The 13,410-nt window shown below is 52.5% G+C and carries 16 protein-coding genes; 6 read left to right on the top strand and 10 right to left on the bottom strand.

Translation table 11 applies throughout. The features are described from left to right. Positions 1-207: 207 nt before the first annotated feature. A complete protein-coding gene (locus tag AD930_RS11685; protein ID WP_061506403.1) occupies positions 208-1,143 on the bottom strand; it encodes a replication protein RepA in 936 nt (311 codons plus the stop codon). A 1,179-nt stretch (positions 1,144-2,322) separates the two neighbouring features. Between AD930_RS11685 and AD930_RS11675 the strand changes: the two genes are divergently transcribed. The 3 genes from AD930_RS11675 (at position 2,323) to AD930_RS18195 (ending at position 3,957) form a co-directional block, all read left to right on the top strand. Then, complete coding sequence (locus tag AD930_RS11675; RefSeq protein ID WP_061506401.1) at positions 2,323-2,733, top strand: hypothetical protein; 411 nt, start codon at positions 2,323-2,325, stop codon at positions 2,731-2,733. Continuing rightward, positions 2,730-3,263: a hypothetical protein gene (locus AD930_RS11670; RefSeq protein ID WP_156477040.1), complete on the top strand. Its 534-nt coding sequence runs from the start codon at positions 2,730-2,732 to the stop codon at positions 3,261-3,263. Before AD930_RS11675 ends, AD930_RS11670 begins: the two co-directional genes overlap by 4 nt. Positions 3,264-3,387: 124 nt before the next feature. Then, entirely contained in the window at positions 3,388-3,957 is a 570-nt protein-coding gene (locus AD930_RS18195; RefSeq protein ID WP_061506399.1) for a hypothetical protein, read from the top strand. 29 nt (positions 3,958-3,986) lie between these two features. Here AD930_RS18195 and AD930_RS17895 read toward each other — a convergent pair whose 3' ends face one another. Both AD930_RS17895 and AD930_RS11655 read right to left on the bottom strand, forming a co-directional pair. Further along, a complete protein-coding gene (locus AD930_RS17895; RefSeq protein ID WP_156477038.1) occupies positions 3,987-4,265 on the bottom strand; it encodes a hypothetical protein in 279 nt (92 codons plus the stop codon). Positions 4,266-4,355: 90 nt separating this feature from the next. Further along, complete coding sequence (locus AD930_RS11655) at positions 4,356-4,718, bottom strand: hypothetical protein (protein ID WP_061506397.1); 363 nt, start codon at positions 4,716-4,718, stop codon at positions 4,356-4,358. A gap of 107 nt (positions 4,719-4,825) precedes the next feature. Between AD930_RS11655 and AD930_RS11650 the strand changes: the two genes are divergently transcribed. Beyond that, a complete protein-coding gene (locus tag AD930_RS11650; RefSeq protein WP_061506396.1) occupies positions 4,826-5,023 on the top strand; it encodes a hypothetical protein in 198 nt (65 codons plus the stop codon). Positions 5,024-5,217: 194 nt separating this feature from the next. Here AD930_RS11650 and AD930_RS17890 read toward each other — a convergent pair whose 3' ends face one another. The 3 genes from AD930_RS17890 to AD930_RS11635 form a co-directional block, all read right to left on the bottom strand. Continuing rightward, positions 5,218-6,135 (bottom strand): hypothetical protein, encoded by a 918-nt coding sequence (locus tag AD930_RS17890; protein WP_156477036.1) that lies wholly within the window; start codon positions 6,133-6,135, stop codon positions 5,218-5,220. Further along, positions 6,132-7,412 (bottom strand): hypothetical protein, encoded by a 1,281-nt coding sequence (locus AD930_RS11640; RefSeq protein WP_061506394.1) that lies wholly within the window; start codon positions 7,410-7,412, stop codon positions 6,132-6,134. Before AD930_RS11640 ends, AD930_RS17890 begins: the two co-directional genes overlap by 4 nt. 87 nt (positions 7,413-7,499) lie before the next feature. Next, positions 7,500-8,186 carry a hypothetical protein gene (locus AD930_RS11635; RefSeq protein ID WP_061506393.1) on the bottom strand — a complete coding sequence of 229 codons (687 nt, stop codon included), beginning with the start codon at positions 8,184-8,186 and terminating at the stop codon, positions 7,500-7,502. 156 nt (positions 8,187-8,342) lie between these two features. On the opposite strand from AD930_RS11635, the gene AD930_RS11630 reads away from it, so the two are divergent. Beyond that, the gene (locus tag AD930_RS11630; RefSeq protein ID WP_061506392.1) at positions 8,343-8,705 is read left to right on the top strand and encodes a hypothetical protein; all 363 of its coding nucleotides are present in this window, start codon (positions 8,343-8,345) and stop codon (positions 8,703-8,705) included. A gap of 130 nt (positions 8,706-8,835) precedes the next feature. On the opposite strand, the gene AD930_RS11625 is transcribed toward AD930_RS11630, so the two are convergent. The 3 genes from AD930_RS11625 to AD930_RS11615 all read right to left on the bottom strand — a co-directional run bounded on the left by AD930_RS11625 (position 8,836) and on the right by AD930_RS11615 (position 11,448). After that, positions 8,836-9,141 (bottom strand): hypothetical protein, encoded by a 306-nt coding sequence (locus AD930_RS11625; protein WP_061506391.1) that lies wholly within the window; start codon positions 9,139-9,141, stop codon positions 8,836-8,838. 98 nt (positions 9,142-9,239) lie between these two features. Then, complete coding sequence (locus tag AD930_RS11620; protein ID WP_061506390.1) at positions 9,240-10,157, bottom strand: hypothetical protein; 918 nt, start codon at positions 10,155-10,157, stop codon at positions 9,240-9,242. 130 nt (positions 10,158-10,287) lie between these two features. Next, complete coding sequence (locus AD930_RS11615) at positions 10,288-11,448, bottom strand: hypothetical protein (protein WP_061506389.1); 1,161 nt, start codon at positions 11,446-11,448, stop codon at positions 10,288-10,290. Between the two features lie 104 nt (positions 11,449-11,552). Here AD930_RS11615 and AD930_RS11610 point away from each other — a divergent pair, with 104 nt between their 5' ends. Next, positions 11,553-12,107, top strand: a complete 555-nt coding sequence (locus AD930_RS11610; RefSeq protein ID WP_156477033.1) for a hypothetical protein — start codon at positions 11,553-11,555, stop codon at positions 12,105-12,107. A gap of 792 nt (positions 12,108-12,899) precedes the next feature. On the opposite strand, the gene AD930_RS11595 is transcribed toward AD930_RS11610, so the two are convergent. Beyond that, on the bottom strand, positions 12,900-13,388 hold the full coding sequence (locus AD930_RS11595; RefSeq protein WP_156477031.1) for a hypothetical protein: 489 nt from the start codon (positions 13,386-13,388) through the stop codon (positions 12,900-12,902). Positions 13,389-13,410: the final 22 nt, after the last annotated feature.

Below are 13,410 nucleotides of genomic sequence, written 5' to 3'. Positions count from 1 at the left end.
TTTGAAGCATTGCAGCCATTTGGCGCCCGTCTGTGTTGGGTTGCTTCAAAAGTGCACGCAACTGTGCCGTATGTCTAAGCGGAAAGCGACATCGGCAAACAAGATCGGCAGCTTTCGGCCAAAAAAAGGCCTATTCCATTGAAGTAAAAGAGTATTTTCAAGGGTCCGGATCGGCAAAAGGTGTGATGTTATGCAGCATCTGCTTAGTCATTTCAGAGCATAGATCTGACGACGCACAGGCGGAGGGGACGGATGGAGCGTCATTCCTACCTTGCCATCGGTTTCTGTAACGTGCGCTTCAGGATACGCCGCCAGGGCCAGCTTCAGATTGGGCAGAAAGCGACCTCTGAAATTGTTCATTTGGCTATAAGCCGTGCCAAACTGCGATTTCAGGGCCTTCCATGTGATCGGAGTGGGCTTGTCGAGTGAGTGAAGTCTGTAAGCCAGCCAGCTATAAATATCCAACGCCATGCTGTTATTGCTCAACGCCCGGATGGCTGCCTCCCTGAACGGAACCGGATGCTTCTTAAGCCCTTCAAAAAATTCCGTCGAAAGGCGAGCTCTCAACATGAAGACGTCGTTGACCGTATCAATATTTGGATCTGGCTCTAGGAAAAGCGAGCTTTCCATTATTTTTTGGCTGGTAATGCCGCGAGTTCGGCCATTCACAACTTCAAATGAAAGCTGGCATCTGGACAGCCTCTCAGCTTGTTCTCTTACAGATTCGAGATTTTTTCCACCAATGGGTATGCTCATACGCTTCATCCAAGAGCGCAGGCTCTTTCCCAGTTCGATATCCCTGCAATTGGTGCGGATCGCTTCTGATTGCATATAAAGCAGTATCAGACGCGCCCTACTGCCATAAGGGACGCCCACATGGATTGGATTGCCTGTTGGGCCACGTCTCATCCCTGGCTGAATAATAAGACAGACGTGATCGCTGTCTATTTGCCAGCCCTTTGAATCGTCAGCAAGCCTTCTGTGAGGCAGTGCAGCCTGACACCAGCCAGAATAGAGAAAGCCTATCCTCTGATCTTCGTCAGACATATAGGAGGATGCCGCTTCAATCTCTTGCCGGGGGAAATCAAGGTTCAGAGCAGCCTGTCGCCCCTTTTCCTCCAGGATGTCGTGTATCAGTCCCATTCAACTTCCCTACAACCAGTGAATATGGAGTTAGCAAACAATCCTAGGTTCGTCGCCGTGCACTTTTGAAGCAGGAAGATACTAGGGAAGATATTTGAAATATATATATTAGTTTGTGCTGCAAGATATCACGGGAAAAAGCTGAAAAATCTAAGGTTTCCGTCACTTTCTTATTTCGGTCCGCTTCAAAAGGTCACGGCTTGTGCTGCTAAATATCACGCTGGCAGTGTGGAGAAGAGCACCGGGCACGGCGGAGTGCGTGAGCCAGGTTCGATTCTGTTCGCCTGGCGAATCCCTCGGCACCGTTAGTGTGCACTTTTGAAGCATAGAGAGTGGGCAGAGCGCTTGGCGTGCACTTTTGAAGCAGCGCGCCCGTCTGATTTATCGCTTTTCGAAGCCTGTCGTTCCGCCTGCCAAATGCGCCATAAAGACCAGTCCGGTGGTTCTGATATGAAGCACTGGGGTAATGGGGTCCATTCGTTGTCCAATGATGTGCTGGTGCCAGGGAGGAATTCTGCACTGCGAACCGCAGAGCATGGTATCCAACACTTACGAGTGACCTGCAGCAGCCCTGCTTCGGCTCAAAACCCGCGACTGAAGATCGATAACGAGGTCGCTATTGAGGTGTTCGCCGGACTGATTAAAGGTGATGCCGGGAAGCAAGGTGGCATCGTTCGGGCGAAACCCGTCACAGCAGATTAATGCACGCACCTGGCACACGACCATGCGAATTGAGGGCGGGATACTTCAGGCCTGATGTCTATGCCAATCGCCCACTGGTAAGACAGGCTCGGCCACTGCCCCAGTGGGCTAAGCGAGCGCACAAATCAGGTTCCCTTCTCCTCATCGGATGGCGTGAGGCCGGGAATGGGGGATTGTCAGTGTGCAGGTCTTGTTACTCGCTGGTTCAGCAATGGGATCTCAATCCGCATGCAACTCAATACGGGTAGCGCAGGTTGACTCCTTAACGTTCGCCGTCCGCAGAACCGTCGCTTTTCTGATCAGGCTCTTCCTGTGAGTGCCTGTTTAAAAGTGAAAGTGGCGAATAAGGAGCTCCCAGGGTGTACGAGGCTAGTGCCAGAAACAATGAGATGACGCGTAATTATGGGTGAAAGGTTTCTGGCGACAAAAAAATAACGATGCTATAATCAAGGATAAAGTGAAGTAAGGATTAATAACGTGGCTGAAAATAAGCCTTCGGGAATTGAACCCCATGGTTCGGGGCTGATCATTTTAGGGGTTATGCGAGAAGCGCGGAACAGTAATTGTCCGAAATGGGTTCCTGTAGAGATTGATGATGTCCCACATTATCAGGTCAAAGGGGATCGGATTGAAGAGGTTGTCGCCAAGTCGGAGGCCGAAAAGACTATTGCTGGCCTCGAAGGCTTAATAGAAGCATCGACTGAGCGTGAAGATAGCCTCATAGAAAGCCTTGATGCGGCCACGAAAGCTTTGGCGAAGGCTATCGCTATGCGAGATCATGGTTGTGAGTGGTCATCACTTACAGTTTCCGAAATGGAAGGAATGATCGGCACTGCTCAGGAAGAGATCGACAATTGTCTCGGCACTTCTGAACTGGCAGGCACATGACCAAAATTGTGAGGCCTAGTGATGTTGGTGTCCTGCCAAAACCATCATACGGTGATGCCTGTAACGGCTGTGGAGTGTGCTGCAGGGTATCCTTGTGCGCCATGGCCTTTGCGCTAGGAATTGATCGCAAAGTGACCAACTGCCCTCTCCAGACAATGCGTGACGGACATATTGTCTGTGGAGCCATTCTTCTGGAAGCGGCGTATGTTTCAGATCACCCTCAAACCAAACCGTTTATCGGGGATTTCCTTGGGACAGGTTTGGGGTGTTGTCTGCTGATTTTTGGCTATGAAGGTGACAATGACCTGCCGGAAGCACGTATTCTGGCCCATATGTTAAAAATCAGGGCCAACAAGGCTCAGTTCGAGAAGAACGTGGCAGTTACCTATGGGCGCGACAAAAGCGCTGAAGAGCTTCAGGGAATACTGGTAAGCCAGATCAAAGAATATGCAGCGTATGCCGATCAGGTTCTTGGAAGTAGTATCGCCGAGCTTTCCAGGCAGGCTCTTGCCCATCTATCTCACGTTTGAAGGATTTTGAGAGATATGGACGCAATCCCTCAACCCACATCCGATGAAGAATTGGCCAAGAGTCTCTTGTGGGTCGGAAGAATTCCTGTCTGTGGCGAGATCGGTATAGGGGAGACTTGTTGATATGCTTTACCGACACAAAAAGCGCGGGACACTCTATCGCATCATCACCATAGGTCGCCTGCAGATTGCGGGGGACTGCGATATGTCAGAATGCGTGACTTACGAAGATGTTCACGACGGATCTGTCTGGACAAGGCTCAAATCTGAGTTTTTTGACGGTAGGTTTGAAGAAGTTCCGGAATGCGATGCGGAGCTTGTAGACCTGGCTTCGGGTGTTGACCCCAGAAAAGAAGCTGTCCGCCAGGCCCTCATGCGGGAGTTCTTCCTTGGCGATGGGCGCGTTCTGAATACAGATCGTCTGGCCGAAGTAGCTTTGATGGCTGCCGATTATGCCGCTTGGCAGCCTATAGAACTGGCTCCTCGCAATAACAAAGTGCTGGCGGTCTGTTGCATGAATTGGCCTCTTATCGGGCCGCGCCGGCCGCCACCGGTTAAGGCAGGGGGGTGGTCCACAGCGCGCGGAGAGTGGGTGGTTTTCGGCGCTTCATGGGTTCCGACGCATTTCTCGTATTTCGCACCACCTCCACCGTTCAACGCACCCTCTTCCAACATGAGGAAAAACGTCAAATGATCTGCACCCTTTGTGGAGGATCTGGGAACTTAGCCTGTTTCCAAAAGGGGAAGTCGCAAGTCGAGTTCTTCACGTGCCCGAGTTGCCATGGGTTTGGTTGTCGTTACGACGTGACAGGCAATCCGATCCTTGTCGAAATCCAGGAAAATTTCAGAGCGGACATTCGCACGAGATTTGTCGGGAAGGGGAGGCGGACGGATGAAGACGCTAAAGCGTCGTTCCTTGAAACCCGAAAGTCTTATGCCCTGCCAGATATCCCGCAAGAAGTTAAGGCGGAAATGCATGGCGCAAAGATGGATGCCCGCCATTCTCATCTTAATTCCCTGATGGATTAATTTCGACCAGCCCGCCTTGCCCCCCGTCCATCAGGGCGGGGGAAATGTTAAAGAACAGCAAGATCAGGGTTCGTTTGAGGGTGTGTCCGGCCGCCGAACAGGTTCAAGCCCCTGTAGCTTGGTCACAAGGTGGTCTGAAACGACGCCTGGAGGTGTAGAGGGTCCAAATGTTTTTTCGTAGCTGATAGCCTCGAAAGAACCTGCCGAATTATAGTGTTCGTTGACGACGATTAGCTCCCGAGAATCAATCTGGATATGGAGAGGCAGTTCGAGGCCTGTTTCGTTTTCCGTAAAGCCGATCTGATCATCTGTGGTGCAGTCATCGGACTCTTCCAGTCGCGCCTCTATCCCCAGGCTATCGCGACGACTGCGTTCATTGAACGCTTCGATCACTTCATCAGCCAGCATGTAGGTGTATTTTGTCATGACGTTTTGCCTTTCTTGCGGCATAAAGCGTTACCTCATAACCATGCCTGGAACCAAAAACAGAACGGCTTCCACCCACTGATGCTGGGATTAAGAAAGGTCAAAGGATGAATGACAGCCGGCGACTGGACGCTATGATCACAAACGGCTGGGCCGTGCAGAAGCACAGCGTAGCCAAGGTCGGAGGCTCTTTTGAGAGTCGATATGTTGTGGTGAATGGGGACGGGGAGAATATCGCGCAAGATCCGCGCTCACCGCGGATTGCACTGGACAGAGCTATCCGCCGCGTCAATAACGGGGGCTGAGAAACCTCAAAGCACGCCAAGGATTTACATGAGCCAGACACACGAGACTGATAGCACAGCGGCGATCCTGGTATTCTCTTTTTTTCTGGTCGCAATGGGACTGCGATACCTGGATATTGTCTACGGCTTCATTGGGATTGTCGGCGTGGTAGTTGGGCTTCTCCCAAATAGATTTTTCACTGGAAGATGAGCGATCAGGCCGCCTCTGGCGCTGAACTTAGAGATGGCTGATCCACAATCTCGTAGTTGTCGGGATATTCGATCCTGTCGCCCATTTTTTCAATAAGCGCCTTCGGGATGCGGATGCCATTGCATCCCTTCAGCTTGATGTTGTCAGCAACCAGAAGATCTGCAGGAAGGGCGCCCAGCTCGGTACACTCGGACAGGTCGAGGGTCTTTCGGACGATCAGGCCTGCTGGCAGGGATTTCAAGCTGGTACAGCCGTGCATGATCAGACTCTCGCCCACGATCATGTCATCAGAAAGGTGTTCCAGAGAGGTGCATCCAGAGAGGTCGATAGTCCACGCGGCAGATACGCCGGGAGGGATGGCTTTGAGTTGCGAGCAGTTCGCCAAACTCAGCCACCCGCGCACGTAAAGATGTTCCGGAAGGATACGCAGTTGTGAGCAATCAGTGAGGTCCATCCACTGTCCAACGCGCATACCATTAGGTAGGCTCTGGAGAGATTGGCATCCACTCAGGTTTGCCCACCCTGGGACGCGCAGCCCATCAGGAAGTTCTCTTAAGCTTACGCACGATGGGGCCGACAGGTTTTTTCCGACAGAGAGTGGTCCTGATATTCTCAGCAGACTGGGGCATCGATCAAGATAGACTGAGCCGGTCACTGTGGTGTTGGGAGCAACGCGCGTCAGCTTGGTGCATTCCCTCAGATATAGATCTCCACGGGCATTAAGACCTTCTGGGGTGATAGCCAGGTTCACGGAGCCGTCCAGAATGACATCCCCTCCGGCCGCAAGATAAGGAGGGAGCTGCTCCAGTTCAATATCATCGGGATGGACTATGCTACCATCGGGTTTGAAGGATGATCGCGCATATTTCCGGAAATCGGAGAGAGAACGGAATTTCCGTGTCTGACTTTTCAGGGTGATCATGACGGGTCAATCACTTCATAGATGCAGGGGAGCTGGATGCGTTCACCCATTCTGTTGAGAAGAGTGCGTGGGATGCGAATGTCATCACAGTCCCTGATGTTAAGAGACTGTGCTACGTCGAGATCATCCGGGAGTTCGCGGATGCCAACACAGCCTGACAGATCCATTCTCCCGGCGACTGTGACGCCTCGGGGTATCTCTCTGACGCCACAGCAACCAGACATGCTCAGCCCGCGATTAAACTGATCTTTCCCTACAGTTAGTCCTTCTGGGAGCACCTCAAGCCCGGTCATTCCCTCAAGCACGAGAGATCCGTGCACGCTAGAAAAGGGTTTAGGCAAGCGCGCGATCCCAACACAATCCGTAAGATCCACTGATCTCGCGACAGATATGTCGTCAGGCAGGCCCGATAGGCTCTCACATTCACGCATGCGAAGGTCGCCACCGATTTTGACGCCAGCCGGCAGGCTCTCCAGGCTACTACAGTTCGAGACGTCTAAGTCCCCTCCGATTTCCATCATTGAAGGCAGGGTCGCGAGCTGCTCACACCCGGTAAAATCTGCATAATCGGCGCATCGGAATCCCTCTCCGACTGATCCCAAAGAAGCGCACCAGCGGGCAGATAAAGCGCCGTGAACGACTAAGCCTTCTGGAATTTCAGCGAGGACACTGCATTCATTAATATATATCGAATTTGCAATCTGCATGCCCGATGGGAGCGCTTTGAGCATCCGGCAGTTGCTTGCATGTAGAGAACCTTCGATCTGAAGGTTCTGGGGCAACTCGGTGAGGCTCGTGCAGTCATCCAGATACAGTGATGATGCGACATGCGTGAAGGGCGGCAGGGATGGCAGGGCCGCACATTCAACAAGGAATAGGTTTCCTCCTACGCGTAATTTTGTTCCCAGATCAGACAGACTTATGCATCTGCTTAGGTCTAACTCCTGCCCGACAAAGATATTCCCGGACAAACTTTGAAGGGAAGAGCAACGGGCGAAGTTAACATTACCTTCGACGTGTAAATTCGAGCCGACAGTGCGGAGGTTTGGGCAGTTGACAGCGAATAGTCCTCCACCATCGATCCTAAGGTTATTCCCGATACGTGAGAGTTTGCTCAGATTGGAAATGCGCAGAGAAGCCGAAGAGATAATAGAGGTGTTATCGGCAATTTCGCTGATACCTCTGTCCCGTGGATAAGCGTGACTCCCCTGTAAAAAAAAGAGAGGTTCGGAGTGACTATGGCCTTCCTTATGGATCTCGGCGTCGATTGATTGCATGCGCATTTATCCCTTGAAGGAGAATTTCTCACTGCTCCAGAATGACTGGAGCAAAGAATTACGGTTCTATGGGGATGTGGATTTGTTTCAGGCGTTAGGACCTGGTTCAAGGGAAACTGGTTCTTTCTTGGGGATGACATCATAGGTGGAGGGATACACGATCCGACCATCCATCCTTTCGATAACTTCCTGAGGGATCTTGATTCCTTCACACCCGGTCAGGATCAGTTGCCCCCCGACGAACAGATCACGTGGCAACTCTTTGAGGGCCGAACAATCTTGAAGGCCAAGGTCCTCTCTTACTAGCAGCAAGGCAGGTAGAGAAGACAGTGAACGGCAACCTGAGAGGTCAAGGTAGCCGCATAGAGAAAGTGTGTCCGTAAGTGCCCGCAAGGACGAGCATCCAGACAAATCGAGATTACGGTCAACGATCAAGCGAGGGGGGAGTGCAGTGAGCGATTTGCAGCCAGAGAGGTATAGGTCTATGCCGACCTTCAGCTCATCCGGTAACTTCTTCAGAGAAGTGCATCCGTTCAGATCCATATACCCGTCGACATCCATTTGGGACGGAAGCGAGTTGATTTCCGTATTGTCGGGAAGAATGAATGACATTCTCCAGTAAAGCGGCTTCGGATCCCCAGGAGCCAGGGGCTGAACATGTCCTTCCGGGATTATCTTACCATCCGGAGTGACAGTGTCTCCATATCCCCTGAAAGAAAGAGGATACGCAGCCTTAAGCTGTTCTGTTGTTTCAAAGATGCCGCTGTGTGTCATGTAGCTATTCCTTGCTCGCCGGCATTGATAATTCAATGGTCACTTTATCCATGGAATACGCAAAGGACCATGCAGCTTTTCTGATTAATTTGGCAGTCTTGGCTTGTGTCCGTTATGGTAAGGTTAGTAATCAAAATACCAAGGATACACTCAGTGATGGATCAATCACCTCTGTCCCCTACGAGTTCGTCGCGCGAACTGGCTGCAGCAATAGCCAAAAACGTCGGACTTGCTGGCCTGGATCTGGCGAGATTTTGTGGCCGACTTATTGTAATGATCTGTACATTCGTTATCGCAGTTATGATATCGGCAATGTTTCTGGATCACGTTTATCTGGCTGGTGCTCACGAAGATGTATTTCTGGGGTTATTCGTGGCGCTAAAGGGCTTTGTCGGGCCGCTCGCGTTTACGATTTTCCTATGCCTGCTTGCTGATCGCGTAATTGGCAACAATCTCAATCGTGATTGCCAGATGGGCATTTCGATGGGTGGCCGTATCAAGGCTGATACCAAAGAATGAGTCTTGCGTCCCCTTCGTTGATAGTGTCACGGAGGGGGCCGTCATTCTGTGGACCGCCCCCCCTTGCTCAGAGGGGCGGGGCTAAGCGGAGCTTTTGGCTCGGCGACAGTATCAAACCACAACCCCCTTATTAATGGGGAGCGAGCTCTGATTCAGTGGGAGTGACATTGCCCTCTGTCGCCGCACTTTTTGATTTTTCAAAGGCAAGCATTTCGTCTTTGAAAGCTTCGGATCGACGCTTTCTCATAGCGGGGGAGGATGCGATCTCCCCAATGAGAATTTTCCATCGCGGATCGCCTTTCTCCGACAATGAAATGAGCGCCTCTCCGAGGGTGCAGGCCCTCTCTCTTTCGACCGCGGCAATCTTTTCCAGAGTAGCTCGTCTCTGGCGCTCATTCTCCGCCAGTTCTTCCTTAAGCTTCAGTAACTCGGACATTTTCTGTCTCCCCCCTCTTGAATTTTCCTATGGTTGCGTAGGCATGCGCTATAGAAGTTTAACGAACGCCTCCGTTAAATCTCAAGGGAGATATCTATTCACCTGAATAGGTTTTTACCGAGGAACGTCAGCGTGGCGATTCCACCGAGCCATTTCATGTTGGCCAGGCATATCCCGCCGATCATATGAGTAAAGGCCGTTCCAATTCCGGTCCGCGCCCGCTCGTCCGCGACGTCTTTTAGCAGGAACAGACCCTTCCAGAACGCCGCAACACCAAACATGGCAAGGATTGCGAAAATATAGGTGATCAGTTCTGAATAGCTCTGCACGACAGAAATATTGCTGGATCCTGTATAGGACAGCATGTCGGAACCGCCATTGAAACCGTTCTCACCCATGACGCTATCGCTGAGGCCTAAGGTTCTGGCGCTGAAGAGCATGAGGAGGGGAATATTTATCATCATGATGGAGACGATAACTTTCGTGGCAACGCCGCGTGACATGGGGCGGCCCGCCCCAACTTCATGTGCCACGCCCATCAATGTTGTGTAGAGATAGAACCCCCCAAGCAGGCATCCGATGACGCCTGAAGCCTGAATAAAGACAGGGACAAGATTTTCTTTGACGTTCTTGGCTACGCAGGTGAGTGCACTACTCGTATCAAGACAATCTGAAGGCTCGCCAAAGCTGCCAAATGTTGCCCCGTGATAGCCAGTATAAGCGCCGAAAAGAGAGCCAATACCGGAATTGACTGTATCGGGGAAGGCCGCCAAGAGCGCGCCGACCACAAGCATCGCGGCAGGAGGTGCGTAGCTGATGACGTGGTGGGAGCGCCCATCACCCACCATGATGATCAGTTTCAGTCCCTTGTAGATGCAGGCAAGTCCTGATACCAGGCACAAGGCCATAAGGAGCTTCCAGCCAGGGCCGTTGACATTCCCAGCGAAATGACCGATTGCGCCACCCATAGTGCTTTCGTCCGCGAAAGCAGGTAGTGCAGTCACGATGGCAGCCATGAACAGGGCCGCAGGGAGAAGTGCTATATTATGCCAGGAAGGCCTTATTAGCCGAAGTGGTAAGCGTGCTGCAGTCATGGTGGTTCTCGTTTCGTTTCTGCGGAGCGGTCCTCTACGTCGGGGCTGCTACTCACTCCTGATCAGTGGGCGTCTGGATTGAGTGAATGGTCGTGCGGTCCCCAGGCGGAGCGCCCATATCTTCCTCTTCCTGCTCTGGCTCGGAGGGGGGATTTCTCTGAGGGTTATGCCTTCTCAGAATTGCCTCGATCCCAGGCGCGAGCGTTGGCGTCCCGCTCTGAGTGGGCGTATGGGCTTCGGAGACTGCAGAGGTTTCTTCGCGCCCCTCTTCGTCCTCTTCGCCAGTAGCTTCTGAGGGCTGTGAGGCGTCATCACGCTGAGAGTGGGGCTGGTCCACGGGCATGGGGGTAATGCTCTCCGCCACCTCTTCTCTCAGGGCCTCGGTTTCGGGTCGGGGTTCCTCGTTCAGCGGGGTGCCTTCGCCTCCGGCTTGCTTTATCTCATCCAGAGACTGGCGCGCCGCGGCCTCGCCTTCTTCATCCTCTTCAAAGGGATTGCTGGTGTCAGGCTCCTGGAAGGCCTGAGCTTCTGTGGGGGCGGACTGTTCGACTACAGGATCAGGCCCAACCTCTTCTGCACCCTCTCCGTGATCAGAAGCTTCTAAGGCTGCCACTCCGGTCACGGGAGGGGTAGGCTCTGCGTTGTCCAGGTCAGGCTCCTGAGGGGGAGCGGCAGGCTGTGCCACCGGTCCCTCTTTATCGCCAGTGGTATGGGGGCGAGAGATTGCCGTATGATGCGTATCCACTCCATTAGCGGCGGGTAAAGGAGCAGTATCACCGCTTATACCGGCATCTTCGTCTGTGGCGGAGGGAAGCAAGTCCTGTTCGCCATGATCAGGGGAGGGGAATGAGGGAGCTTGTGGCGGAGTTTCCGGGGAAACCAACGCATGGCTCCGCGCGCCAGCAATGACATCCGATACGCTGCGCCGCCTGCGGTTTTTCCGTGCCGACCTTTCGCCTAGGCCGAGGCTACGGTGCATATCGCTGATCGTCTGAGCCGCTTCTGCCATGATGTCACTGGCAAGGATGGGAGCATCCCCGACAGAGAGAGCTTCAATCCCAACGATAAGCGCCCGGCGTAAGATTGACTGAACGCCAATATCTTCGCCGAGTTTTTCTATGCACCGTATGATGGCGCTGTCGATCTGGTTGTTCTGGTCCAGGTAGATGGTGAATCTGCGAGAACCGTTGGTTTCTTTGGTCTCTATGCTCATGGTCAAAGAGTAACGATCAGGAAAGTCCTTCTCAATAGAAACTGTCTAAACTAACCTTGTGATGTAAAATGCCACCTGCCATGGACAAGGAATAGAGGGGAACAATGAAGGTTAGGATAAAAGTATGTCTGTCCCGCAGGCTGAGCAATCAAAGTGAATATCCGGACTGCGAGGCCTGGTTCAGGGCAGAAGAACGTGCCTGTGGGCCTGTCAAATTTGTTATGGGGCGCAGTGTTGAAGACGATGATGATGAGGCGGAAACGCCGATCATAAGGCTTCTCATGCTCTCATCTGCTGACGTTCACGCCACGATTGCAAGGCAAAATCACGTCTATGAACTCAACAGTGCCGGCTTTATTGGTTGTCTTGGGACAAAGCCTGAGGTTTACGGAGGGTCTGAGTCTCTTTCGGGCGAGTTTCCCGCGACCTCCGGGGTCAGCAGAGACGCACAAACAGTCGTGTCCGCAATTTTCTGCGCCTGGCCAGTCCTTGAAGCTGTGACTGTGGATATCGATGGGGGGCATCAGGATATTGATGAGCAGCAAGGGCCAAAACAAACAAAGCGGAAGGGGGTAGGCCTCAGTTCGCTATCTGAAGAATATGACAGATGCGGCAGGAAACGGAGTTGGGCTTCCAGAAGACTGTCAAGAGGAAGGTAGCATTGTAAGTTGTGATTATATTCTTTATATACAAAGGATAAATTCATTTAAGGCATTTCAAATGACCAGCAATCGGAAACGCAGAGGGACCGCCAAAGAGCGTGTTATCAAGGCGGACGCTGTCGAGAAGGGCGGCACTATCGATGCCTCATGTCCTTTCTCCCGTGGAAATCACACGGCGGTGTCAACAGACGCGACGTGGTTGTTCGTAATGTGTTTGAACGAGAAGTGCATGGCCGAGGGTCCAGTCAGGGAAACCCGACAGGAAGCTATTGATGCCTGGAATGCTTGTAAATGAACACCAGCATGCACTGTGACGCAGATGTCTCATGGCCGCATGCTGGCGCTCCGGGTTTGCCGTCTTTCTCAGATCGTGATGAAGCGCATATTCTCCATGACCGGCTGACAGGCGCTCTGGTGCAGAGGCGTTGGTCTGGTAAAAAAAGGCACTGGCTTATGGAGACCTCTTCACCCGAGGACTGTGCTGCCAGATTTTCATACGTATCAGTAGTTTTGAGTGTGGAATTGCAGGACTGGCTTCAGATGTCAGGCCGTGAGACGTACACGCAGCTCACTGTCGACGCAGTAGCAGCAGATGGTGTGAAATTCTATAAAACAGCGGAGAGCCTTCTGTGGGGTGTGGTGGCATCTGCGCGGCCGACAAGCCGGAGGGCAAGAGGGTCAATCGTTGAGGACAGGATCTGTTGCGGGTCTACGGTGGCCAGTCTGTTGTGCCGTCAGTTCGGGTTTGACCCAAACGAGAAGAAACTCCGAAAGTAGTCAGTTGGAAGACTATTGGATGGACATCTCCTCATTTATGACGTGATTGCCCTGGTCTGATGTGTCCTCCTCTTGGTGTGGGAGCTGTGAAGTTGGTGGAGTGGTTTGCTGTTGCTCCCCGGCTTGCTGGCGCACTGATTTGCACAGCGAGAGAATTTCCAGCTTATTTGCATTTTCCTCAATATCAGGACAGGCTTTCTGACTGGTTATAGTGCGCTGCCCATCATCCAAAGATTTTTCCCATGCAGTTTTGGCGAGGTCAGTGGCATCTTCAGGGTGTGTCAGGCGCGGGCCGCTAATATCGGACCAGCGCGAGGCTACCAGAGACATGCAGGCTTTGATGGTTAGGGATCGTCGGAGATTGCAGTGAGATTCCGCACCCGCCAGATAGCCCGAGAGAGCTACGATCTGAAGAAGATTTTTTACAGACTGCTGTTCAGCGTAGACTGCGCGAGCCTGTTCTTCTTGTTGAGTAGCCGCAAGGGCGGTGACTGGCACCATCGCAAAGATGCTCGCAAGGATA

Source organism: Acetobacter malorum (assembly GCF_001580615.1).
In the GTDB taxonomy this organism is placed as follows: domain Bacteria; phylum Pseudomonadota; class Alphaproteobacteria; order Acetobacterales; family Acetobacteraceae; genus Acetobacter; species Acetobacter malorum.
This window is presented reverse-complemented; position numbering and strand designations above follow the sequence as displayed.

Bases quoted from the DNA above. Each gene is read 5' to 3' on its own strand.
- AD930_RS11685 (WP_061506403.1), bottom strand. From the start codon at position 1,143: ATGGGACTGATACACGACATCCTGGAGGAAAAGGGGCGACAGGCTGCT.
- AD930_RS11670 (WP_156477040.1), top strand. From the start codon at position 2,730: ATGACCAAAATTGTGAGGCCTAGTGATGTTGGTGTCCTGCCAAAACCA.
- AD930_RS18195 (WP_061506399.1), top strand. From the start codon at position 3,388: ATGCTTTACCGACACAAAAAGCGCGGGACACTCTATCGCATCATCACC.
- AD930_RS17895 (WP_156477038.1), bottom strand. From the start codon at position 4,265: ATGGCGGGCATCCATCTTTGCGCCATGCATTTCCGCCTTAACTTCTTG.
- AD930_RS11655 (WP_061506397.1), bottom strand. From the start codon at position 4,718: ATGACAAAATACACCTACATGCTGGCTGATGAAGTGATCGAAGCGTTC.
- AD930_RS11650 (WP_061506396.1), top strand. From the start codon at position 4,826: ATGAATGACAGCCGGCGACTGGACGCTATGATCACAAACGGCTGGGCC.
- AD930_RS17890 (WP_156477036.1), bottom strand. From the start codon at position 6,135: ATGATCACCCTGAAAAGTCAGACACGGAAATTCCGTTCTCTCTCCGAT.
- AD930_RS11640 (WP_061506394.1), bottom strand. From the start codon at position 7,412: ATGCAATCAATCGACGCCGAGATCCATAAGGAAGGCCATAGTCACTCC.
- AD930_RS11635 (WP_061506393.1), bottom strand. From the start codon at position 8,186: ATGACACACAGCGGCATCTTTGAAACAACAGAACAGCTTAAGGCTGCG.
- AD930_RS11630 (WP_061506392.1), top strand. From the start codon at position 8,343: ATGGATCAATCACCTCTGTCCCCTACGAGTTCGTCGCGCGAACTGGCT.
- AD930_RS11625 (WP_061506391.1), bottom strand. From the start codon at position 9,141: ATGTCCGAGTTACTGAAGCTTAAGGAAGAACTGGCGGAGAATGAGCGC.
- AD930_RS11620 (WP_061506390.1), bottom strand. From the start codon at position 10,157: ATGGCTGCCATCGTGACTGCACTACCTGCTTTCGCGGACGAAAGCACT.
- AD930_RS11615 (WP_061506389.1), bottom strand. From the start codon at position 11,448: ATGAGCATAGAGACCAAAGAAACCAACGGTTCTCGCAGATTCACCATC.
- AD930_RS11610 (WP_156477033.1), top strand. From the start codon at position 11,553: ATGAAGGTTAGGATAAAAGTATGTCTGTCCCGCAGGCTGAGCAATCAA.
- AD930_RS11595 (WP_156477031.1), bottom strand. From the start codon at position 13,388: ATGGTGCCAGTCACCGCCCTTGCGGCTACTCAACAAGAAGAACAGGCT.